Raw genomic sequence first — 21501 nt, forward strand, 5'->3', positions numbered from 1 at the left:
TCATTTTACTGTAATGTTTTGGTACTTATCTCCCAATACAATTGAATTCTTGAGATCTTCGTAAAAAATGTTCATCAGATGATCTTTTTCCTCTGGCTTAATGTCTTTACTATCAGATATAAAATCCTTCAATAGCTTAATCTTTCGAAGCGATTCTTCGCGCATAAACCAATGAGTGATAAGGAATATTACACCGTTCGTTAGTATTATGTAAATCACCTGATCTACTTTCTTTGATCTTTCTGAGACAACTTCTTCGCAACATACGGACATCATTAATGAATCTAACTGATTGATGATGTATCCTTCATTAATTATTGCCCAAATAATGGTACCCGATACAAATACCATTACATAGCAAGCAAAGACATGCCTTTTTTTTGTTTTATCTTTTTCGATCTCCAGCAATGTAGGAGCTAACCTTTTTAAATCATATAATGAAAAATTCATCCTGAAGATTTTGAAGGTTTTATACCATTATTTCTAATGTTCACAAAACGAACTAATAGCTCAAACCAAAATGATGCGCCTTGAGTGCCTGCAATAGCTGTAATGATCCAACCTAAATAGGTAAAAAATCGCTCTCTTGGATTACCACCTATGTTGTAATCGCAAGTTGCTTTTATCACATAATTAGAAGGTACTTCTTCGGGCATAAACTGAGCAAGCGATTGCTCATAAATATTTTTCAAGCTGCTTATATGACTTTTATAAATGGTCTTAGTTTTTAGATAGGAAGTTATGAGCGCCCTATAAGGATCTCTTGCAAAAAGAGAATCACATTCAATTCTATTGGGCATCCGCCCCTTAATCAGACATTTAAAAGCTGATTTACAATCTTCGTCCGAAAAACCACCTCTTGGTTGACAAGCATCACATGACCTGATAAAACAGAACTTATCTTCAATTGCCAATAAACTATCAATTCTTTTCTTTTCTAAGGAATCAATTTTAATAAGTAGATATTTATTTATAATGAGCCCAATCTCTTTTCTAGATTTCCAGCCTATTGGAAGGCCCAATGTATCTATAAGGATCAGTGTGCCTAAGGCTCTATCTCGACTAGGGTTGAGAAATGTTGAATCTGATGAGTTAATTATATCAGAAGCTAGACTACTCATCTTACCTCTTTCAATATCATTTTTTTTGAAATAATCAACTAACCTAATAGTATTTATATTTCCTCCAATAGCCAAAGCAAGTGAGACGAATATCAGTATCAATTTGCTGTCTCGTTTGAACCACCCTCCCAGTCGATCCATATATCCATCATACCATTTTTGAATGTTCAATTTCAACTCAGACAAAGAAGTACTGCTTACAAGAAATGAATTTAAAAGCTGCCTAATCTTTTGGTTTGAAGTATCAATTTTAGATACCCCGTCTTCAAATTGCCTAAAACGCTCCATGTCTAATGTTTCTGCAGAAATACCTTTTGGAACAGTGAGGTTCGAACTAGTCAACTCTATTATAACCTGAGAAAAGACTTCAGCAGGAATGTAAGAAGGGCCAGTGGATGATTTATTTTTTTTAAAAGCTTCAATCTGAGGGTGGTTATAGACAGCCTTTGCCCAACTAACACCATTTTCATACTCCTCATTAAATAATTTGCTAAGAGTATTCCATAGATAATTATTTCTCCTCTTAAATAGAAGATTGATAAATTCCATTACCCCACTACAAACAGTGCTAAACAAGAAGAATATTAACACCAGAGATATAGTTAAATCGAAAGATTGCGTGAATTGCATGATTATTTAATATCGTATCTACGCTTGTTCCTAAGAGCGTGCTTAAAACCAAAATTTGTCAATATGGCATTTTCTTCTGCTTCTCCTTCAAAGAATTTTTGACCTCCAAAAGCAATCTCTAACCAAGTTCCATCCGATATTTTCAGTTCTGCCCCTATGGTATATCTCAAATAAGTTTCAGTGGAAGTCTCATTATTTTCCAAAAGCTCTGTATCTGCACTGGAAAAGAGAGCTTCTGTTGATAATCTATTGTCACTGTTACCGAATAAATGTTTGAACCCTAACGATATATGATTGAAATCAATGGAGTCTCCTGTAAAATCAGTTTCATATTTAAATTGCACAATCATTTGGCCCTTTAATTTTTGCTTCGTCATTCCTCCCAAAGTCGGCATAGCATAACTAGCAAAAATTGAAAATTTCTCCCCAGTGAGGTCATTGTACGTAGAGGTGGTGGAGTGTCCTACAACTCCAGTGGCCACCATCAAAGCTTCAGCATTCCAGTTTCGTTCTCTATACTTTTCTTTCTCCTTTGATATTATTGTTGCTATGTAAGATTCAAAATCTTGATACGATTCCTTATTTGATGAAAGAATCAATTCAACATATTTTGATATTAACTGCCGTTTCTTTTTACTGTTAAGGTTAGCGTCTACAAAGGCATTATCTACTCTAGTCGAAATTGGGTTACCGCTCGTTTGAGAAATCAACTCATTAATTGAGTCTTCAAGTCTTTTCGTAACCAAAGAATCCATGTTAGTTACTTTACTTTCCTCAAAATCTTTCCGCAGACTATCCAGTTTACTTATATCAAATGCTGATATAACTGCAGCCAAAAGCATGATTTCTCTGTCGCCATTGCTCCGATCTCCAAAATCTAAAACAGTTTCAACATGTTGAGGGAAATCAAATTCCTTTTTAAAACTTTCTAAACCATAATATGATTTTGCTGCAGTAGAAATTTTATAATAAAATTTCGAATCTCCCATTGGATCTCCTTTATCCAAGGGAACCCATTTGAGTCCAAATCCTAACCTTAATCCAAGCGAATCCTCTTCCGATGTTGCAAGAGATAGGGCTAAATTCCGCGGTTGCCATACCTTGTCAAAATTGATTGGATTTTTTTTGTTGTAAGTGTTCATGAAGTTCCACTCTAAGGCTAATGCCTGCTTCAGTGAACCATCAGTATCTACAAAGTTGGCAATACCTGCAGCGAATTTTTTAAGATTACCTGGCCGTACAATTTCATCATTCTCAATACCCAACATACCAAGTGCTGATAGGTCGGGAACAGCAAAATCTATATAGTAATCCTCAATTGTTATAGTATCTTTTTCTTGATCTTCTTGAGCATATAGCCTAAATAAAACCGTGAAAATTGACAGAGATAGAAGTAACTTTTTCATATCTTTTGGATTATGATTTGATCTTGAATTGATTCGCCCTTCTCAGCTTTAATCTTAAAGCTGCCTGAATTCCATTGATGGATGGATTGATCCGTACCATTAATATCTTGAAACCATTCAATTCCAACGTCTACATTATTGATATCCACCTTTGAACTATTACTTACTAAAAAAGCCCAATTGTGCACGGATTTATTTAATTCATGAGGCTTCCCAAGACTATGCTCTTTTGGTAGATTTTGAGCTGTACTATTATCATGATCCATATCTTCACGATACATATAATTCCATATGGGTATATTAGGATGGATTGTAACTTTGATTGTTACCATTCCTTGATTCTTCTGAACCTTTACAATTTCTACTGGCATAATTTTACGATTTATTAGTTTCCAACCACTCCTCTATCTTCCCTCTATTCTCTTCAAAAAGCTGCTGGCCAAACTCCTTGAGTTTGGCCATGTTTTCCTGTGTAGCACAGTCCATGTCCGGGTCTATACCGGTGGTGTCCGGGTTCAGGTCCTTGTCTATTCTTAGGTATTGCTTGGGGTTATCTATGGTGCCATAGATCTTGTCCAGCTGGTAGTGGGCTACATCTGCCGAGCCTGACATCATGATATCGATTACCGGCTGTACCCATTCGGCCATGCCCCAGTTTTTTGCTTTGGAATACTTGTATGATTTGCGGTTATGCCCCGTCCCAATGGACAGGATTTTCATATCCTTGGCAGTAGCCTCATCGCCATTGTCTTTGAAGATGGTTCTTCCCTCGGCGTATGCGACCAGCGAAGGGTTGTTTACAAACACACCTCCATCAATCAAGGCAAAGGAGTTTCCTGCCTCGGATATCACACGCTCACATTCAAAATAGGTTGGAGCAGCTGAAGTGGCACGAGCCACATCTTTCACACGGAAGTTGTAGTCCGGGTCACCCTTCGCCTTGTGCTGACCAAAGAAGTGACCCTTTCGGTTTTCAATATCGTACGTGGTAATGACGCAGGGTTTGAGCAGATCTTTCAGCCAGGCTGCAGCAAAATAATCGTTGAGGGCATTCTCAATTCCTTTGGCCGGATACTTTTCATCCAGGATGCCTGCTACCGATCGGATCTTATGAAAAAAGGGAACATCGAAGATTTTGTCTCCACGCTCAAAGTAGAGGCCTACGACCTCCTCAGCTGAGAATTTTGGTTTGGTTGGCTCAGAAGCATCGGGCAGCAGAAAGGCGCAAGCCAAAATCCCACCTGTGCTGGTTCCGGCTACCAGGTCGAATTCGCTGGCAACCTGAACACCAAATGCTTTTTCTATCTCCACCAGGACTTGCCCTGGAATGATCCCTCGTATCCCCCCTCCGTCGATAGATAATATTTTCTTTATCGGAGGCATGAGTGAGTTGGTTAGTTATGTATATAAAGGTCACCAACCCGTTGACTAAAAACAATACCCAGTAAGGGGTATTCTGTGGAAATAATGGTACTATTAGAAGAACTTCAATGGATATTTCAAATAAACGTAATTCCGCTAACTAAAAATTATCAAATGATAATGTGGATTTAGCTTTTATTGACCTTTACTTTTTTGTATCCGAAAAAAGCCAGAATGAGAGCAATAGCAACAAATACAATTCGTGTAATCTTTTTCATAGCAATGTGTGTTTAGAAATGATATATCAAAGATCGCTTGCTATCTACCTGAAAACCAATACCCTAAAACGGGTAATCTTTCAAAATACACTGAATTTCACCGAACCAAATCCCTCATCCATCGAATCCTAGAAGTGGTGTTTAAGAAATTGATGGGCATTTTCGAAGCAAATACCTCTCACAGCTTCACTCACTGCCTGCCCATCCGGGAGGTGATAGTTTGCACCATCAATTTCCTGCAATGTCTTTAGCTTTTTATGCAGGTCTTTTTCGAAATCATCAAATAAAAGTGAGTTGCCATAATCCTGTGTTGGATCTATATATCCTTCAAAGTCGGTCCCCAGTGTAAAGTAGCTCCAACACTGCGCCTTTTGATCGGTGGACAGTTGATCGCTGCTCAAGATAGCATCCACCATCGCTTTCAGGTTCTTCCAGATCAGTTCTATGCTGTTTACCTTATCTTTTTTGTCTCCAAGAATACGCTGATCAAAACAGATCCCAACCAATCCATTGGTTTTAGCTGCCCAGACCACATCCTCCCCACAGGCATTGATATTCCACGGATAGAAGCCGTCCTTTTCATCAAAGTCATTTTCCCTGTTGGCATATTCAATGGTTTGATCCAGGGTGTCCCAGCCACTATAACCTACGTGGCTCAGGATGACCGGAATGGTATCCCCTTTGGAAATACATTTAGCTACAATGTTTTCATAATACCATTGGCGGGACTTTGCGGCAGTATGCTTCAGATCAATGAGTATCCTGCGCCCTAACGCCGGATCTCGATCCAGCTGCTCATTTAATCCTAATAGAAGTCTGACCGCCTCTTCCCCTTGAGGCTGCATCCCTTCATTCATTCCATCTGTCTGGTCAGACAATATGCGCAGTGCATCTGGCATACTATGCGCATGACCACCCAGGTAGTTATTAAAATGATGGGCAAACGTGACAAAAAAGACCGGCTTAGGCCACAGTTTCAGCTCCTTGATTCGATCATTTACCTGATCCAAATGAGTATCCGTACCCAATGCATGCATTCCCTCGATGGTCAGCACCATGGCAATCTCATCACTGTCCAATGTGGATTTGACCTGATTATAGTCCTCGCATACCACATACTTTCCGGTCGCATCCAGAGACTCTGGATAGTTTTTCTTCAGTTTGCTTGTCCGCTTCCATAGCCGTCGGATGCCTGGAATATAAACCTGGTTTTGCATGGTTTCACCGCTCTTGTTCAACAAAAAGTCGCGCTCGCGAATGAGTTCTTCATAGTAGTCGTAATCTTTGGATATGAAAAATTTGATTCTTCTTATCGGCATACGCATGAGCAGCGATTGAAGGAATGCACGTGCAATCTTCAAAATCGTAGGTGCTCCGGTGATGAAAGCAAAAACAGCCTGGAACCATTTGATCGGGTTTAGAAAACCTAAACCGGAAGTAGAAAGCACATCCAGTATTCGAATCAACTTACTTTGATCAATCTGACCTCCCTTATAAAACCCTTTTTCGAAAGGATAAAGTGATGCAAAGACCAGTTTTGTTTCTCCATTCCAAAGCTTTACCGGGTCACATTGTGAATAGCTAAAGGCACGTTTCCCCTTTTCCTGTTTCTTGAAATTACTTAGGACGACATTCCAGGGATTGTATTTACCGGGTTTCTTTTCATTCTTGGTGTGCCTCATCCAGTGAAACGCACGCGAGTGAGGATGGCAGTGTAGGTCTGCATATTTTCTTTTCATAGCATAGTGAGTAGGTGAGAATTAAAGTTCTCTATTCTATGCATGAAAGACAATACCCGAAAAATGGTAATTGAACTACCCGAATAACTTTTGTGATTTCTTCTTAACCCGATAGCCAAATGCGATCATTACAGGTGGATAAAGCATGTAAATAAAGCCTGCAATGGCATAATTCAGTGCGCCATAGCCAAAGGGATGAAGAAACGCTACAACAGTTGATAAGAAGGGAATGGAGCTCATCAGTAGGTTTTGCCATAAGCTTACTTTAGTACAAAAGGTCTCATACTCATTTAATTCCAATTCATCCCTCTTTTTATACGCTTCTCGATAGAGCCAGGTCATTGCCACGAATATTAACGTCGCTCCAGCTCCATAGGCTGTCATCAGGAGTGTCATGTTATCACTATTCATCTGGCCTCCAAAATTATTCATGAAGTTATCAGGCCTGCCGAAGATCAATCCACCATATAGTTCCACCAGGAAGCGGGCTAAAAACTTTAAAGGATATACGTAGATCAACAGAAGAAAAAGTAAGAATGTATTTACCGTGACGGTCTTAGTATTTTGTAATCCATACCGCAGAAAAAACACATAATGTTGATACCAGATAACCACAATCAGGACAATGCAGATAAATGAGGGAATAATATCGTGAATGGATTTTCTAAGGCCATCAAAGGTCTCAGGCACTGCGGAGGATAATACGACCAGGGTGAATGCCACAGCAAATACTGCATCACTAAATGTCTCGATGCGTGTTTGATTGAGTCCCCGGTATCTGAAATTTGGATCCAGACCGACCAGCTGATTTTTTAAATCCCTCATAAACGATTAGTTGAGTACTCAATGATAACCATTCATCTACAAAATAATCCCCTGATAGAAAATAAAAAGGCCATTTGTCCATCGGGCGTTTTCATCTATTAGAAAACCAACTCTCAAATACTATGAACTACAGCAAAAGATTTTTTGGTATGCTCACCCTGTCATTGATCAGCTTTATAGGGTTAGCACAATTGAGTACACCTCCCGGTGGAGGTAGTCAACGATCCTATGTGAAACAACACATCGGCGGTGTAGGCTATGTAGCCATTGAATATAGCAGTCCTGGAGCCAGAGGAAGAACCATCTATGGCGCTGTGGTACCCTATGGATTCAACAATCTGGGCTTTGGATTGAGTACGGCTGATAATCCTTCCCCTTGGCGAGCAGGAGCAGATCAGAATACCACATTTAAGTTTTCACATGATGTGAAAATTGAAGGTCAGGATTTGCCGGCAGGTAAATATGGCTTTTTCGTTGCGCCAGCAGAAGAAGGTGCATGGACGGTGATTTTTTCTAAGGATAACAACCACTGGGGCAGCTTTTTCTACAAACCCGAAAACGATGCTTTAAGGGTAGAGGTAGAAGCCGAAGATGCGGGCTTCCATGAGTGGCTTACTTTTGAGTTTATAGACCGTCAGCCTACCTCGGCTACCGTTGCTCTGATCTGGGGGGATAAGAAGCTTCCAATCAAAATTGAACTTGCCGACCCGGTAAGTGCTCACATAAAACAGCTAACGGCTGAATTGAATAATCAAGCAGGGTTTACCGCCGGTAATTACAGTGCAGCAGCACGCTATGCATCAGGTGCAGGTGAACATGAGCAGGCAATCGCCTGGGCAGATCAAGCCATTAATGCCCCATTCTTTGGTCAGAAAAACTGGGCTACCATGTCTACGAAAGGAGCCGTGCTAACTGCTGCTGGTAAAACTGAAGAAGCACAAGTGGTAATGGATGAAGCGATCAAACTCCCTGGTGCCAATGCGGGAGCCATCCATCAGTATGGCAGGCAGTTAATCGCATCTGGAAATAGTGATAAAGCCCTGGAAGTCTTTAAGTACAATCATAAGGCAAACAATGGTGCCTGGCCTACCAACTACGGACTGGCCAGAGGATACTCCGCAGTGGGTAATTACAAGCAAGCTTTAAAATACATGCAACTTGCTAAAGAAAATGTCCCTGCAGGCGATACATTGAATCCTCCCATCATTGACCAAAATATTGAGAAACTCAAAAACGGTGAGGACATCAATTGATTCATCACCAACATGACCGGAAGGCCTGTCTACTTAAAAGTTGATGGGCTTTCTTTTTTCGATTAAAAACACCTCCACCTATTTCTCCGTTGATAACTGTCTCACATAAAAACATTTAACCATGCAAAAAACACTTTTATGCCTCGCTATCGGTCTGATGGCTTTTGCTACACATGCCAAAGATCCGGGAATGAAAAAAGGCACCCCTGAAATTGTTTCAATATCGGTGCTCGCGTTTAACCAGGAAGGTATCTTATTTGTTGGTGACTCTAAAGGAGGTGCGATCTATGCAGTAGATCTTGAAGACAACCAAAAGAGCACGAACGAAGAAAAACTGAACATCCCTGACCTGGAAGACAAGCTTGCAGGACTGCTGGGAACCACTGCCGATAACATCATGGTGCATGACATGGCAGTCAACCCCATCTCGCAAAACGTTTACCTGAGTGTGTCCAGAGGTCGCGCAAAGTGGACATCCCGCTGGGAAACGCCGAATGACCTGGAAGATGCCAGTATCCTGATCAAGATTACCCCATCAGGTGATATGTCTGAAGCTAGCCTTGAGGATGTCTCATATTCGAGTGTTGAAATCCCTAATCCGGTATCTTCAGAAATTGAGCACCGATGGAAAAAAGGTGCCAAGCTGCGAAGTGATGCCATCACAGACATTGCCTTCGATGGAGACAAGATTTATGTGACTGGATTGTCGAATGAAGAATTCAGATCCGCTATGTGGACGGCCCCTTATCCTTTTACAAAAGATGTAAAAGCAAACACCCTGGAAATTTTTCATGGAGCTCATGGAAAGTGGGAAACTGCATCTCCCGTCAGGGCTTTTCTACCTTATGAAATCAACAATCAAAAGCAGTTGCTTGCAGCTTACTTATGTACCCCTTTAGTCACCATTGATGCAAGTAAGCTTGAGGATGGACAGCATGTAAAAGGAAAAACCGTGGCGGAGTTTGGGTCTGGCAATTATCCGATTGATATGGTGCTTTACCAAAACAACGGCAAGGATTATATCCTTATGTCGAATAGCGCTTTACCTTTATTGCTTTTCGATCCACAGGATGTTGCAGCATATGAAGGAGAAATCACAGAAGAAGTGAAAGGATATCTTGCTGGCGTGAAGTACACGCCGCGTTCGGGTAACGGTGTTCAGCAGCTTGCTGATTTCAATGCCAAGTATATTCTGTCCACTCAGCGGCTGCCAAACGGCAAGCTTGCATTAACTTCACTTTCAAAAGAGTGGCTTTATCCGTGATTAATATGAAAAGAATAATCAAAATAGGAGGCCCACTGTGCCTCCTTTATTTTTTCTTGCTGTCGAGTACTGCATTTAGTCAAAGTTTTTTTACCGCCAAAACGCTACCCAAAGCTCCTGGCTATGGAACGATAACTACACGGCTGGTCCCCGAGGAAATAGTAAGACTCATTGAAAAGCAAAATTTTAGCTTTAAAGAATGGTCTTCATTCTTTTATGTTCAGGCAGCACCGGGAGCACCTGCAGTTTTGGGTACGTACAGCATTGCAGATAATCACCTTTCCTTCAAGCCAAAGTTTTTACCAGACCCTAAGGTTCAATATTACGTCACCTTCTCGTACCCCAAGCTAGACGTACTGCTGAATGAAAACATAGCAGAAGAGGCAGAATTTACAGATATCGCCTCCTTTGATCCACCAGAAACCTCACAGCCTGAAGTTACTTCCTTTATCCCTCGGCTGGAGGAAGTACCAGCAAACCTGCTACGGTTTTATGTGTATTTCTCTGCTCCAATGAGCTTGCAAAACCCATATGATTATATCACCATCGTGGATGAAAAGGGAGGTGAACTGGTAGACCCTTTCGTGATCATACCTGAGGGTCTATGGAACATCAACCATACACGCCTGACGCTGCTCCTCCACCCGGGAAGAGTGAAGCAAGGCGTTGGTCCAAACATGACACTGGGCGATGTATTAAAGGCCGGCAACAGCTATACCTTAAAAATCAGCAAGGAATGGAAAGGAGCAAGTGGAGAGCCATTGAAATCCGCATTCTCTCAAACCATCAATGCCACCAATCCATTGGAACGTGCCATGAACATCAATAGCTGGGCACTGAGAGCTGAGCGTAAAAATGTTGGTGTTTTGCATGTTGTCACTGATCATCCGTTGGATCAACCTTTAGCTAAGCGTATGCTTTTCATTCGGGGTGAAAGCGGTCAAATCTTACCATCACGAGTGGAGTTCGATAGTCCGGAAAAATTCCGCCTGCTCTGGCAGCTGGATGATTCTGAAACATTGGAAATGCTCATAGACCCACGCCTGGAGGATGTCTGTGGCAACACCCCGCACTATGCTTTTGACCTGGAGGGTACTGAAAGAACTCCATCGACAGAAGAATTGAAACTTGAATTTAAATTGGATTAGGCACAAAAAAAGGGAGCACCTTCGTACTCCCATAGCCGATCCCAATGTGCTGGTTGGATCGAACTTCGATCCGACGAGTTGTCGAATCTAATCACCGCCTAATTTACTCGCCTGTAAATGTAGATAGCTAATATAATAATTATCCCGAATTATTCTAAGTGAATAGGTCAATTTCTTTTCCAGCAAGTTAGTTTAACCTTGCACCCAACAGAGATTCATTTGTTGCGTTAATTTGCCGTGAGATGGTAAAATCATTCCTCTATGTCTTGCTTTTCCCGCAGTTGATCATTTTCGGGACTGTCAATCGCATTCAAAAAGCGATGGAAAAAAAAGAGTATGATAAGGCCTACGAGCTAATTACAAAAGGTTATGAGAAAGAGCCCAATAACCCGGGGATCAGCTTCTACCATGCAAAACTATTTTTCGATCATGACTTCATCGCCTATAATATCGATACGGCTAGAGTTGCTATTGAACGATCACTGAAAGCCTACGAAAACGCGACTGAAGAAATCAAAGATGATCTGGTGTCGGATGGTGTTACTCACGATCAAATAAAGTTGCTATCTGAAAAGATCAGAGATCGGGCATTCCAAAACACACTGAAGAATCTGACAATTGGAAATATTCTCAAATACCAACGAAACTACCCTCAGTCGGTCTATGAGGACATCCTAACCTTCAAAAAGGATAGCATTGAGTATGATGCTGCGAAAAGCAAGCGATCACAAACGGCCCTGATCAATTTCATTTCAGATCATCCAGTGTCTGTGTTCCGTCCGAAAGCAGATTCACTCCTGGATTTGATGCGGTGGCAAGTTCTTGAAAGCTCCGGAACACTCAAAGATTACTATTCATACCTGGATCAACATCCCTACTCACGGCATAGAAAAAAAGTAGAGCAATACATATTGAAAGTGTCCACCGCCTCTCACGCTATAGAAAACTACATATCATTTATTTCACTCTCCTCCGTACCCGCGTTAAAGAAGCGGGCTGCTGACGTGCTATTTTTTCAGGACAATGATGCCAGCATGACTGTCCATCCATTAAAAGACTCGATAACAATGGCTAAAGAGCTTCTGGAATTGCAACTTTTTCCGGTTGTAAGTGAAAATAGAATTGGTTTTTTTGATCAGTCGGGTAACCAACAGATTAGTCCACTATTCACAGACATAGCAGCCCAATACAAGTGTACTCTCTCCACAGATAGTTGGGTGTTTGTAGAAACGCCCTCAGGAGGTCAGATAGTTACCAAAAAAGGCTTACCGATTTTACGCATGGTAACAGACTACAAAGATCTGAGCAATAGCATTGGCTTAGTTCAGCAGGACGGTGACTGGTACTTATATCATAAAAGCGGATTCAAAATCATCGATTCACCTTTGCAAGCTGCGGAGGTGTTGTCCTCCAAGTGGATAAAAGTCAAACAAAATGAAAAGTGGGGGTTGGTTAGCTATTTAGGTTTTCAAATTGCAGAAAGCATCTATGACGATATTTTCAGAGAAGGCAGTTTCTGGATTTTTGAAAGAGACGGCTTATTTGCTGTGTATACCGAAGCATTGATTTTAGACGAAATAGAACAAAGAGGGCTATCGTTGGAATTTAAATTCGATGATATCGAGTTGGTAAATGAGAATGCACTGATCGGCTTTCGTGGGGAGCGTGAATGTCTGCTGGATTCAACACTACATTTTTTGATTCCCTGGGGGGAATACGAGATATATCCCGAGGCATCCGGCTGGTATCTAAGAGCTGATCAGGGCTACAGGCTTTACAACCAATCCGAAAAGGATTTGATGGATAAATATTTTCCCTACCTGGAATCTAACGATGGATGGCTAGCCATAAAAACAGACCTGGACTGGATGCTGCTGCCCAGAAAAGGGAGTCTGCTTCCCTCACGAGAATATGATTCCATTAAGCTTTTAAATAATCATGCTGCACTTGTAATAAAGGATGAAGAAAAGCACTTGATGTTCAATACTGGTAATCAAATTTTGTTGAAAGACGAAAAAATAACCGTGCTTCCCAATCAGCCAAGATATGTAAGCATTATAGATGTGGATGAAACTTTCATTTACAATCAACTTGGCGAAGTAGCTATATCTGGTCGCTTCGAAAAAACAAATTTCTTGAATGATAGCCTTGTCAAGGTGCAGGTAAGAGGAAAGCAGGGTTTAATACACATGAATGGGAATTGGATTTTGAATCCGGTTTTTGACAGTATCGATGAAAAGGACGGTTTAGTGTTGACACTTATTGATGGAAAAATAGGATGTTATGATCCGGTAATTAATGAGTTGATTGAGACGGGATATCAGACTCGTTTGGTTCGTTTCGATCAAAACTACCTTGCAAAAAAAGAAGGCAAGTTTGGAATCATCGATTATGCAAGTCAGGAAGTGTTATCGTTCAGCTACGATGAAGTGATGCAATGGAATGACACTACCTATTTGGTGAAAGACGGTCAGCAATATTGGGTAATCGACGAAGACGAGGAGCCGGTTTATGAACCATTTGAAAGTATGAATGTGGTAGTAGAAAACGATCTACATACGGTTTACCGCTTTATTAAATACGGGCGATACGGTTTGATCAGCAACCGGTTCGGCGAGCTGCTCAAACCAGAGTTTACAGACATCTTTAATATCGGAACTGCAGAAAGTCCACTGTTTTTCTCAGACCAGCATCTCGATAAAGCAGGATTTCATGTCGTGAGCTACGTAGATCAGAAGGGCAAGCTTATTCTCTCAAAAGCCTATGCGCGAGAAGAATTTGATCAGATATTATGCGACGATTAGCTCTTCGTAAATGTTCATCACTTGCTTAATGACTGATTGATTCCCATCGTTTTCAATCACAAAGTCAGCAAGTGGTCGTTTCTCCTCGTCTTTCATTTGATTTTCAATGATGTTCTTCACATCTTGTTCAGACCTGTGACTATCCCGGGAAACCACTCTCAGTATTCGAATATCTTCAGGAGCTGTGACCAGAATGTTTTTGTCCAAAGCCTTATATGATCCTGTTTCAAAGAGCAGTGCGGCTTCCTTTAGTAAGAGCCTTGCATCTTGGTTCTCATCGATCCACTTTACCACATCGTGGCTGACAGCCGGGTGTACCAGTCCGTTCAATTGCTCCAACAAAGAATCATCCTTGAATGCCATACTCGCGATGTGCTTTCTGTCGAGTTTGTCTTCTCGGTAAGCCTCTTCTCCAAACAGTGCTTTGATGTTTTTAATCAATTGGTCGTCGTTTTCCATGAGCCATTTGGCACGATCATCTGCGTAATAAGTCCTCGCACCCATCGTCTCGAAGATCTTGCAGACTGTGGTCTTTCCAGAGCCAATTCCTCCGGTAATTCCCACTATATGTGGCTTATTTGACATAGGTGATCGCTAAGGAATCAGGGATGGCCTCAACCTCAATTACATTTTCAGGATGAAAAACCACAATCGCCGGAGCTGTTGAGTCCGTTGGGTTGATTAGATTATAATCCACCACTACTTTAAAATCATCTGCAAAATAATCTTCTCGTAACTCTTGCTGTACCACAAACTGAACAACAATGTTGGGATCGGTTACAAAGGCCGAAGAATCAGATGGGAAGTTTTGCAGCTCTACGGTTGTATTTAGTTCGAGTCGATCAAAACGATCTACTTCAAATTGAACATGCACGGTAGGAGGATCTGAATGGATGCCATAAGATTCAGGTAGTCCCAGTTTTACGAATCGATCGTATGTTTTATCAAGGCTCTCTTCTTCTAATTTGAATGTATAACTAGACTCCAGCGTGTCAATAAAGCTCGTAGGCCCTTGGATAACTGCCGTATCCGGAATCAATCTTATTGGTGAAATGATTCTATAATCATCATCCATACTGATATTGACAGAATCGATCTTCAAAGTAACTTTTTTAGACACCTTCCGGTCAATATCGATGAAGAGCGTATCTGTAAATAGAAAATTGATACGATACTCATCCAGCTGATCAGAAATGATGGGTAAAATAGTGGGACGCGTTAGGTAACGAATGGCGGCCGGATTGTCCAGCTCAAAAACAATGGGATCACTACCAAACCAAAAAGACTCACGAAAAAGATCCCAACCTCCTCCGGATACATCAATGTCTACGTACTCAGGGAGTGGTGTGATCGCTACCAGGCTGTCTTTGTTGTACACAAATTCAATCGGGTAGTTGATCCTGGAATTATAGTCTTTCCCCAAAGCACTAAAAAACCAGAAAATGGTAGCTCCCAAAAAAGAGAGCAATACCACTTTCCAATTTCCAAATATTTTGGGTACTCCCATTATATGCGTTTATTATTTTTTATCCTTCTTGTCTCCTTTCTCACTCAGTCTTTTGCTGGCTTCCAGAGAAATGGATGCTTTTTCAACCAAAAGCTTGGTACCACGATCTACATCGACTAATACAGTAGTATCGGATACTTCCACGATTTTGCCATGGATACCTCCTACTGTCACCACCATATCTCCTTTTTTGATCTCCTCCAGATACTTCTTGGTTTCTTTTTGCTTTCGCTGCTGTGGTCGAATAAAGAAGAAATAGAAGATCGCGATCATTCCAATGATCGGTAAAAAAGAAGTGAAGTCACTTCCTCCTGCTTGTAGTAAAACTGTGTTCATGTTGTATTATTTGGAATAAAAAAGCCCCGACGATAAATGTCGGGGCAATGTTAATAAAATTTGATGTGCTTACAGAAGCTTATTCACCCTCCTTCACCACATTTGCTTTGATTTGAAGTCGCTGAGTTGTTGGCCAGGTATTAGCTGTAAGTGTTACTGTCTTATTCTGTACACCCGGCTTATTCTTACTATTAAAGCGAACTTTGATTTCACCTGTTCCACCAACCGGAATTGGCTCTCTTGGCCATTCTGGAACCGTACAACCACAAGTTGCTTTGGCATCAGAAATAATCAAAGGAGCTTCTCCCTCGTTTACAAAAGAGAAAACGTGCTCAACTACATCTCCATCTTTAATGGTACCGAAATCGTGTAGCTTTTCATTAAATTGAAAAGCAGGAAGAGGACCATCCGGTTTTTCTGCTGGAGTAGCGGCTGGCGTGGTATTATTTACTGCAACAGGCTGAGCAGTTGGATTAGCTCTTGCTACACCACCTTTACCTTCTAAAGCTGCCACTCTGCCTTCCAGTTTGGTAATTCTTGATTCCATTTCCTTATTGCCACAGCTAAACATTACAGCTGCCACAATCACTCCTAAAAAGATCTTTGTTATGTTCATCACTCTACTTTGTTAAATTTTAACCAGTTGAAATACAAATCTACGAAAGATATGGTTTCAAAAGTCTTAATGAAATGTTAAAGGACGGGGATTAATCCTTTTGAATTTGACTTATCAGGCCGTTTACATCATCAAGCAGACGCTCCGCTTTGTCTTTTGCATCTTTCACAATTTTTTCACCCTGATCTTTAGCTTCATTGCCAAAGACGTCTTTTCCTTCTGCTACATCATTCACAAACCCTTCAAGCTGCTTTTTCAACTTATCCAGTTGGAAGGTGAGTTTATCACGGGTGTTAGTTCCTTTATCAGGAGCATAAAGAATCCCGAGTACACCACCAGTGACTACTCCCAATAAAAATGCGAAAAAAGAACCGCCTGATCTGCTCATTGTCGTTATTGTTTACTTGTTATCGATAAGGCCTCTACCGCTCTTACGAATTTTACCACTCGAAGTTAGCTCGTTTGAGAGTACATCCAAAACACCGTTCACAAATTGTTTGCTTTTCGGCGTGCTGTACATCTTAGAGATTTCGATGGCTTCATTGATTGTCACCTTGACCGGAATGCTTGGTGAGTTCATCATTTCCACCAGTGCCAGCTTCAAAATCACCCTATCAGTGAGCGCAATTCGATCCACATCCCAGTTCATGGTCTTGCTTTGAATGATCTCTTCCAGGAAGTCATTCTGATTAATCACATCATTGAAAAGCCGTTCCAAAAACTTGAAATCCTCCTCTCCATTTTTGGTCAGTTCAGCCAACTCGAACCCTTCCCCATCCTGCATAGCTTTGATCGTCTTCACTACCATGCTCTTCACTATGGGCTGATTCTCCACCCAGTGCAGGTGGTTGGCTTCCAGGTAAGAGGCAATTGCTTCATTTTTAAATACTACACGCTTGAAAAGCTCCAAAACAATATCATTTTCAGGTAGATCTTCTGGTTTTTTTCCCCCGAAAAAATGTTGTAATGGCTCAGCGGTTCGGATTTGCTCCCGGTACCACGATTTAATATCGTCCTGCTCATTATCCCAGGAAGCACTTGCCCGTGTTGCCTCTTTTTGCAAGAGGTCAGATTCTTTTAATTGTCTGACAAGATCGTTACCAATAAATGGATATATCTTTTTTTCCTTAGCAATGTATGCTTTGTCCTCTTTTTCACTATCCAGCTTCTCGCGTTGTTCAATTTCAATAGGGAGAAGTAATAATTTCAAATACGTATCCTGAAGCCGTTCAGCTTCTTTCATCATATCATTTTTCCTGGCTCTGGCTTCTTTGTGAATCTGGCTTTCAAATTCAGAAAGTGCAGCATTCACATTCTCCACCACTTCTTCATCTGCATCTCCGGTTTTCTCTACTTTGCCCGCCAGCAGGTTTTTGTTAAAAAGCTTTACTGCATGCTTTTTCCTTGCTTCAAAAAGTGCCTTATCCGCAAAATCATGCTTGGCAGGATCCAGTGCATGCATTTCTTCCAGCTCATTTCTTTTCACCTCTTTCATGGATTCCACTGCAGTGAAATATCCATATAATGCCTGCATGGCTTTTACTCTAAGTATTCGTCTGTTTAGCATGTTTATTCGGCCTTTGCCTTCTTACTTCTCCTATTTCAAAATTTTACAGTTATCCACTTTCGGCAACTGAAGATGTGGGATTATTCTTTATTCTCCAAGTTTAACTTTTCCCACTTGCTCGATTCGTCTAAGCGCTAATTCAAGTGCAGCCTCGTGTGACCCGATTTTGTTATCCTCTGAGTGATTCAACACATCGAGACATACATCAAAAATGTGCTCCGTAGAGGCGATGACTCTTTGCTTGTTGTAATTACCCAAATATTCATGATAAACATTGGCAATTCCACCTGAATTGATCAGAAAGTCCGGGCAATAAATGATGCCATGGTCATTCAACATTGCACTGTGCTTTTGCTCATTGGCCAACTGGTTATTCGCAGCTCCTGCCACCACAGCACACTTTAGCTCAGGAATGGTATCATCGTTCAATGTGGCACCCATCGCGCAAGGCGCATAGATATCCATCTCCATCTGGAATACTTTGTTTGGATCTACTACAGAAACTTTATCGTGCTTATCTGTGATCGCTTTGATCTTATCTTCAAAAATATCAGCGATAAACACGTTGGCATTTTCTTCGATCAGGTGATCCACCAAATATTTTCCTACCTGACCGGCTCCCTGAACTAGAATATTTTTTCCGCCAAGTGAATCTAGTCCATAGGCTTTCTTCGCTCCTGCTTTCATGCCCATGTAAACGCCATAAGCTGTCATGGGACTTGGGTCTCCTGATCCACCCATATATTCCGGCTTACCAACAACAAATGGAGTTTCCATGCTCATGTACTCAATATCCCGCATGGTAATGTTCATATCTTCAGCCGTGTAATATTTTCCATTCAGGCTATTCACGAACTTGCCAAAACGTCGCATCAATGGCTCGTTCTTCATCTTTCTTGCATCACCGATGATCACTGCTTTTCCTCCACCGATGTTTAATCCGGCTAAAGCAGACTTGAACGTCATCCCTCTTGAAAGTCTTAGCACGTCATTCAACGCTTCCTCGTCTGAGGCATAGTTCCACATGCGAGTACCGCCCATTGAGGGGCCAAGAACGGTGTTATGAATGGCTATGATTGCTTTAAGACCAGTGGCTTCATCTCTGCAAAAAACTACCTGCTCATGCTGGAGATCAGCCATTTGATCGAATACACTATTCGATTTTACTTGGGGTTGGGTATCTAACATTGTAAATGAACTTTAATCTAATTTTGAACCTTCTTTCTCGGGTGCAGTTGCACTATGGAGAAATAGGGCTGCAAAAATATCTTATTTTAACCAAAACACATTGGCTGTCAGGCCTTTATAAAATTTTGTGAAAGACCTAGGATACTTAAATAAATACTTGCTTAAATATAAGTTTCACCTAATTTTTGGTGCCTTATTTATCATTATTGCAAATTTCTTTGCGATTGTTCCCGCAGTAATAGTGCGTTATGCTTTCGATATTTTAGGTCGTAGCTACGATATCTTCTCATCATTTGAAGGCTTTGATTTGCAAGGTGATACCGTGGAGATTATCGGATCTAGTATTGTCATACTTGCTGTCCTCATTTTAGTATCGGCACTTCTCAGAGGAGTCTTTCTTTTCTTCATGCGCCAAACCATCATCGTGATGTCTCGTCACATAGAGTATGACCTGAAAAATGAGATCTATGAGCACTACCAAACCCTGCCCCTAAGTTTTTACAGGAAGAACAATACAGGTGACCTGATGGCACGCATCTCAGAAGATGTAAGCAAGGTACGCATGTACGTTGGTCCGGCCATCATGTACGGTATCAATCTTTTTACCTTATTCCTGATGGTGATCCCATATATGGTCTCCATCAACCCAATGCTTACACTCTACTCCCTTCTTCCGCTACCAGTGCTTTCTGTAAGTATATATTTTGTGAGCAATATCATTAACAAACGTTCTACTGAAATTCAGGAAAGCTTATCCGGACTGTCCACATATGTGCAAGAGGCTTTTTCGGGCATTCGGGTAATCAAAGCTTTCGTGCGAGAAGAAGAGGTAGCCAATAATTTTGAGACGGAGAGTGTAGACTATCGGGACAAATCGCTCAAGCTATCTTTTGTGCAAGCGCTTTTCATGCCTCTCATTATGGGTCTGATTGGATTAAGTGTTATTCTAACTGTTTGGGTTGGATCCATTCAGGTATTTAATGGAGAGGTAAGCACAGGTAACATTGCCGAGTTTATCATCTATGTGAATATGCTCACCTGGCCGGTAACTGCATTGGGCTGGATCACCTCTATCATTCAGCGGGCCGCTGCTTCTCAGCGCAGGATCAATGAGTTCTTGAATACCAAAACAGACATCATTTCTGAGAAGGAAGTTGAAAGAGAAATTGATGGTCATATCGTTTTTGACAAAGTCAATTTCACCTATCCGGATTCAGGCATACACGCCTTGAAAGATGTTTCATTTGAAGTGAGGCCAGGAGAATCTATCGCTATTGTGGGAACCACCGGATCGGGGAAAAGCACCATTGCCAATATGGTCTGCCGCCTGTATGATATTGACAGTGGTAAAATAGAAGTTGACCAAGTAGGAGTGAAGGATTATAGCCTGTCCTCATTAAGAAGCCAGATTGGATATGTACCCCAGGACGTTTTCCTTTTTTCAGATACGATAGAGAACAACATCTCCTTTGGCAATCGAAAAATGAGCCGGGAAGAGATAGAACGGGCAGCTGCAGATGCGGACGTGCTGGATAACATCAAAGAATTCAAAAATGGGTTCCAAACACGACTGGGTGAACGGGGTATTACGTTATCAGGTGGCCAGAAGCAAAGGGTATCCATTGCCCGAGCCATCGCGCGAGAGCCGAAAATTCTAATCCTTGATGATGCACTTTCAGCTGTAGATACCAAAACGGAGAATGCCATTCTCAACGCCATGCAACGAATCATGCAAGGCAGAACTTCAATTATTATTTCACATAGGGTCTCATCAGCTAAGCTCGCGGACAAAGTGGTTATGCTGGACGATGGCAAGGTAGTGGAGCAAGGCACACATGATGAACTGCTCGCCAAAAATGGAGCGTATAAGGAGCTACATGACAAGCAGCTAGCCGGGGAGGAAGTAGCTTGATTACTTTGCCCAATATTCTACACTCAGGCTGTTGTCTTTATAGTAAAGCTCAAAAGATACCGGTTGAAGCACCACTCCCTCTTCGATAGCTTTCACCTCCATGATTTCATCTATTTCGTCAGGAGTAGGTCTAACAAGCGTGTGCTGAGTAATGAATATTTTAAAAATCTTATCCGTCTTGAATTCTTTATAATCAAAGCCTGCCGGTAGCATGACCACATTTTTCACCTCATCTATTGATGCACCGACAAAATAATGGACTGAGTCTTCCCCAATGGTATCATTTTTAAATTCAACATAGGTGAGCATGCCTTTCAAAGTGCCTGAATCAATAGCAGCTTTTGTTTCCTCAAGTCTTTGAGAGTAATTAGAATAATCATACTTCTCGATGTATTCTTTCCCAATTACCGTTCGTTCCTTCCCATCCATTACAAATATTTCTACCGGATCAAATCCTCCCAGCGTGTAGTAGGTACTCCAGGCAATAATGATCAAACATACAATGATAATCGCCAGATAGATCTGCTTTGCTCGCTTCATATTCT

General features: G+C 41.3%; 20 protein-coding genes. 5 read left to right on the forward strand and 15 right to left on the reverse strand.

Features of this window, described 5'->3' with window-relative positions; genetic code table 11:
* The 7 genes from ACP14Y_RS07860 to ACP14Y_RS07890 form a co-directional block, all read right to left on the reverse strand.
* Positions 1 to 450 (reverse strand): hypothetical protein, encoded by a 450-nt coding sequence (locus tag ACP14Y_RS07860; RefSeq protein WP_424962408.1) that lies wholly within the window; start codon positions 448 to 450, stop codon positions 1 to 3.
* A complete protein-coding gene (locus tag ACP14Y_RS07865; protein WP_424962409.1) occupies positions 447 to 1751 on the reverse strand; it encodes a hypothetical protein in 1305 nt (434 codons plus the stop codon). Before ACP14Y_RS07865 ends, ACP14Y_RS07860 begins: the two co-directional genes overlap by 4 nt.
* Positions 1752 to 1753: 2 nt before the next feature.
* Positions 1754 to 3157, reverse strand: coding sequence for a hypothetical protein (locus ACP14Y_RS07870; RefSeq protein WP_424962410.1), 1404 nt, complete (start codon positions 3155 to 3157; stop codon positions 1754 to 1756).
* Entirely contained in the window at positions 3154 to 3528 is a 375-nt protein-coding gene (locus ACP14Y_RS07875) for a hypothetical protein (protein WP_424962411.1), read from the reverse strand. The genes ACP14Y_RS07870 and ACP14Y_RS07875 overlap by 4 nt, the downstream gene beginning before the upstream one ends.
* Positions 3529 to 3532: 4 nt before the next feature.
* The gene (locus ACP14Y_RS07880; protein ID WP_424962412.1) at positions 3533 to 4540 is read right to left on the reverse strand and encodes a CBASS cGAMP-activated phospholipase; all 1008 of its coding nucleotides are present in this window, start codon (positions 4538 to 4540) and stop codon (positions 3533 to 3535) included.
* Between the two features lie 385 nt (positions 4541 to 4925).
* A complete protein-coding gene (locus tag ACP14Y_RS07885) occupies positions 4926 to 6536 on the reverse strand; it encodes a hypothetical protein (protein WP_424962413.1) in 1611 nt (536 codons plus the stop codon).
* Between the two features lie 75 nt (positions 6537 to 6611).
* Positions 6612 to 7361 carry a TMEM175 family protein gene (locus ACP14Y_RS07890; protein WP_424962414.1) on the reverse strand — a complete coding sequence of 250 codons (750 nt, stop codon included), beginning with the start codon at positions 7359 to 7361 and terminating at the stop codon, positions 6612 to 6614.
* Between the two features lie 122 nt (positions 7362 to 7483).
* Here ACP14Y_RS07890 and ACP14Y_RS07895 point away from each other — a divergent pair, with 122 nt between their 5' ends.
* The 4 genes from ACP14Y_RS07895 (at position 7484) to ACP14Y_RS07910 (ending at position 13830) form a co-directional block, all read left to right on the forward strand.
* Positions 7484 to 8614, forward strand: a complete 1131-nt coding sequence (locus ACP14Y_RS07895) for a DUF2911 domain-containing protein (protein WP_424962415.1) — start codon at positions 7484 to 7486, stop codon at positions 8612 to 8614.
* A 121-nt stretch (positions 8615 to 8735) separates the two neighbouring features.
* Entirely contained in the window at positions 8736 to 9878 is a 1143-nt protein-coding gene (locus tag ACP14Y_RS07900) for a hypothetical protein (protein ID WP_424962416.1), read from the forward strand.
* A 5-nt stretch (positions 9879 to 9883) separates the two neighbouring features.
* Positions 9884 to 11026, forward strand: a complete 1143-nt coding sequence (locus tag ACP14Y_RS07905; protein WP_424962417.1) for a hypothetical protein — start codon at positions 9884 to 9886, stop codon at positions 11024 to 11026.
* 242 nt (positions 11027 to 11268) lie between these two features.
* Positions 11269 to 13830, forward strand: a complete 2562-nt coding sequence (locus ACP14Y_RS07910) for a WG repeat-containing protein (RefSeq protein WP_424962418.1) — start codon at positions 11269 to 11271, stop codon at positions 13828 to 13830.
* Here the strand turns inward: ACP14Y_RS07910 and coaE are convergent.
* From coaE to ACP14Y_RS07945, 7 genes are all read right to left on the reverse strand, one after another.
* Positions 13816 to 14415, reverse strand: coding sequence for a dephospho-CoA kinase (coaE, locus tag ACP14Y_RS07915; protein ID WP_424962419.1), 600 nt, complete (start codon positions 14413 to 14415; stop codon positions 13816 to 13818). The two genes, ACP14Y_RS07910 and coaE, sit on opposite strands and share 15 nt — an antisense overlap.
* On the reverse strand, positions 14405 to 15337 hold the full coding sequence (locus ACP14Y_RS07920; RefSeq protein WP_424962420.1) for a hypothetical protein: 933 nt from the start codon (positions 15335 to 15337) through the stop codon (positions 14405 to 14407). The genes coaE and ACP14Y_RS07920 overlap by 11 nt, the downstream gene beginning before the upstream one ends.
* A gap of 12 nt (positions 15338 to 15349) precedes the next feature.
* Positions 15350 to 15673 carry a preprotein translocase subunit YajC gene (gene yajC, locus ACP14Y_RS07925; protein WP_424962421.1) on the reverse strand — a complete coding sequence of 108 codons (324 nt, stop codon included), beginning with the start codon at positions 15671 to 15673 and terminating at the stop codon, positions 15350 to 15352.
* Positions 15674 to 15752: 79 nt separating this feature from the next.
* Entirely contained in the window at positions 15753 to 16289 is a 537-nt protein-coding gene (locus ACP14Y_RS07930) for a DUF1573 domain-containing protein (protein ID WP_424962422.1), read from the reverse strand.
* 91 nt (positions 16290 to 16380) lie between these two features.
* Positions 16381 to 16677, reverse strand: coding sequence for a YtxH domain-containing protein (locus tag ACP14Y_RS07935; RefSeq protein WP_424962423.1), 297 nt, complete (start codon positions 16675 to 16677; stop codon positions 16381 to 16383).
* A gap of 12 nt (positions 16678 to 16689) precedes the next feature.
* Positions 16690 to 17856: a transcription antitermination factor NusB gene (gene nusB / locus ACP14Y_RS07940; protein WP_424962424.1), complete on the reverse strand. Its 1167-nt coding sequence runs from the start codon at positions 17854 to 17856 to the stop codon at positions 16690 to 16692.
* Positions 17857 to 17943: 87 nt separating this feature from the next.
* Positions 17944 to 18996 (reverse strand): Glu/Leu/Phe/Val family dehydrogenase, encoded by a 1053-nt coding sequence (locus ACP14Y_RS07945; protein WP_424962425.1) that lies wholly within the window; start codon positions 18994 to 18996, stop codon positions 17944 to 17946.
* Between the two features lie 175 nt (positions 18997 to 19171).
* On the opposite strand from ACP14Y_RS07945, the gene ACP14Y_RS07950 reads away from it, so the two are divergent.
* On the forward strand, positions 19172 to 20956 hold the full coding sequence (locus ACP14Y_RS07950; RefSeq protein WP_424962426.1) for an ABC transporter ATP-binding protein: 1785 nt from the start codon (positions 19172 to 19174) through the stop codon (positions 20954 to 20956).
* Here the strand turns inward: ACP14Y_RS07950 and ACP14Y_RS07955 are convergent, their stop codons facing one another.
* A complete protein-coding gene (locus tag ACP14Y_RS07955; RefSeq protein WP_424962427.1) occupies positions 20957 to 21496 on the reverse strand; it encodes a hypothetical protein in 540 nt (179 codons plus the stop codon).
* Positions 21497 to 21501 lie beyond the last annotated feature (5 nt).

Source organism: Ekhidna sp., assembly GCF_965247405.1.
Taxonomy (GTDB): domain Bacteria; phylum Bacteroidota; class Bacteroidia; order Cytophagales; family Cyclobacteriaceae; genus Ekhidna.

Coding starts and splice junctions, on each gene's coding strand:
- ACP14Y_RS07865 (WP_424962409.1), bottom strand. CDS start 1,751: ATGCAATTCACGCAATCTTTCGATTTAACTATATCTCTGGTGTTAATA.
- yajC (WP_424962421.1), bottom strand. CDS start 15,673: ATGAACACAGTTTTACTACAAGCAGGAGGAAGTGACTTCACTTCTTTT.
- coaE (WP_424962419.1), bottom strand. CDS start 14,415: ATGTCAAATAAGCCACATATAGTGGGAATTACCGGAGGAATTGGCTCT.
- ACP14Y_RS07955 (WP_424962427.1), bottom strand. CDS start 21,496: ATGAAGCGAGCAAAGCAGATCTATCTGGCGATTATCATTGTATGTTTG.
- ACP14Y_RS07905 (WP_424962417.1), top strand. CDS start 9,884: ATGAAAAGAATAATCAAAATAGGAGGCCCACTGTGCCTCCTTTATTTT.
- ACP14Y_RS07900 (WP_424962416.1), top strand. CDS start 8,736: ATGCAAAAAACACTTTTATGCCTCGCTATCGGTCTGATGGCTTTTGCT.
- ACP14Y_RS07930 (WP_424962422.1), bottom strand. CDS start 16,289: ATGAACATAACAAAGATCTTTTTAGGAGTGATTGTGGCAGCTGTAATG.
- ACP14Y_RS07945 (WP_424962425.1), bottom strand. CDS start 18,996: ATGGCTGATCTCCAGCATGAGCAGGTAGTTTTTTGCAGAGATGAAGCC.
- nusB (WP_424962424.1), bottom strand. CDS start 17,856: ATGCTAAACAGACGAATACTTAGAGTAAAAGCCATGCAGGCATTATAT.
- ACP14Y_RS07920 (WP_424962420.1), bottom strand. CDS start 15,337: ATGGGAGTACCCAAAATATTTGGAAATTGGAAAGTGGTATTGCTCTCT.
- ACP14Y_RS07935 (WP_424962423.1), bottom strand. CDS start 16,677: ATGAGCAGATCAGGCGGTTCTTTTTTCGCATTTTTATTGGGAGTAGTC.
- ACP14Y_RS07910 (WP_424962418.1), top strand. CDS start 11,269: ATGGTAAAATCATTCCTCTATGTCTTGCTTTTCCCGCAGTTGATCATT.
- ACP14Y_RS07880 (WP_424962412.1), bottom strand. CDS start 4,540: ATGCCTCCGATAAAGAAAATATTATCTATCGACGGAGGGGGGATACGA.
- ACP14Y_RS07890 (WP_424962414.1), bottom strand. CDS start 7,361: ATGAGGGATTTAAAAAATCAGCTGGTCGGTCTGGATCCAAATTTCAGA.
- ACP14Y_RS07885 (WP_424962413.1), bottom strand. CDS start 6,536: ATGAAAAGAAAATATGCAGACCTACACTGCCATCCTCACTCGCGTGCG.
- ACP14Y_RS07860 (WP_424962408.1), bottom strand. CDS start 450: ATGAATTTTTCATTATATGATTTAAAAAGGTTAGCTCCTACATTGCTG.
- ACP14Y_RS07875 (WP_424962411.1), bottom strand. CDS start 3,528: ATGCCAGTAGAAATTGTAAAGGTTCAGAAGAATCAAGGAATGGTAACA.
- ACP14Y_RS07870 (WP_424962410.1), bottom strand. CDS start 3,157: ATGAAAAAGTTACTTCTATCTCTGTCAATTTTCACGGTTTTATTTAGG.
- ACP14Y_RS07895 (WP_424962415.1), top strand. CDS start 7,484: ATGAACTACAGCAAAAGATTTTTTGGTATGCTCACCCTGTCATTGATC.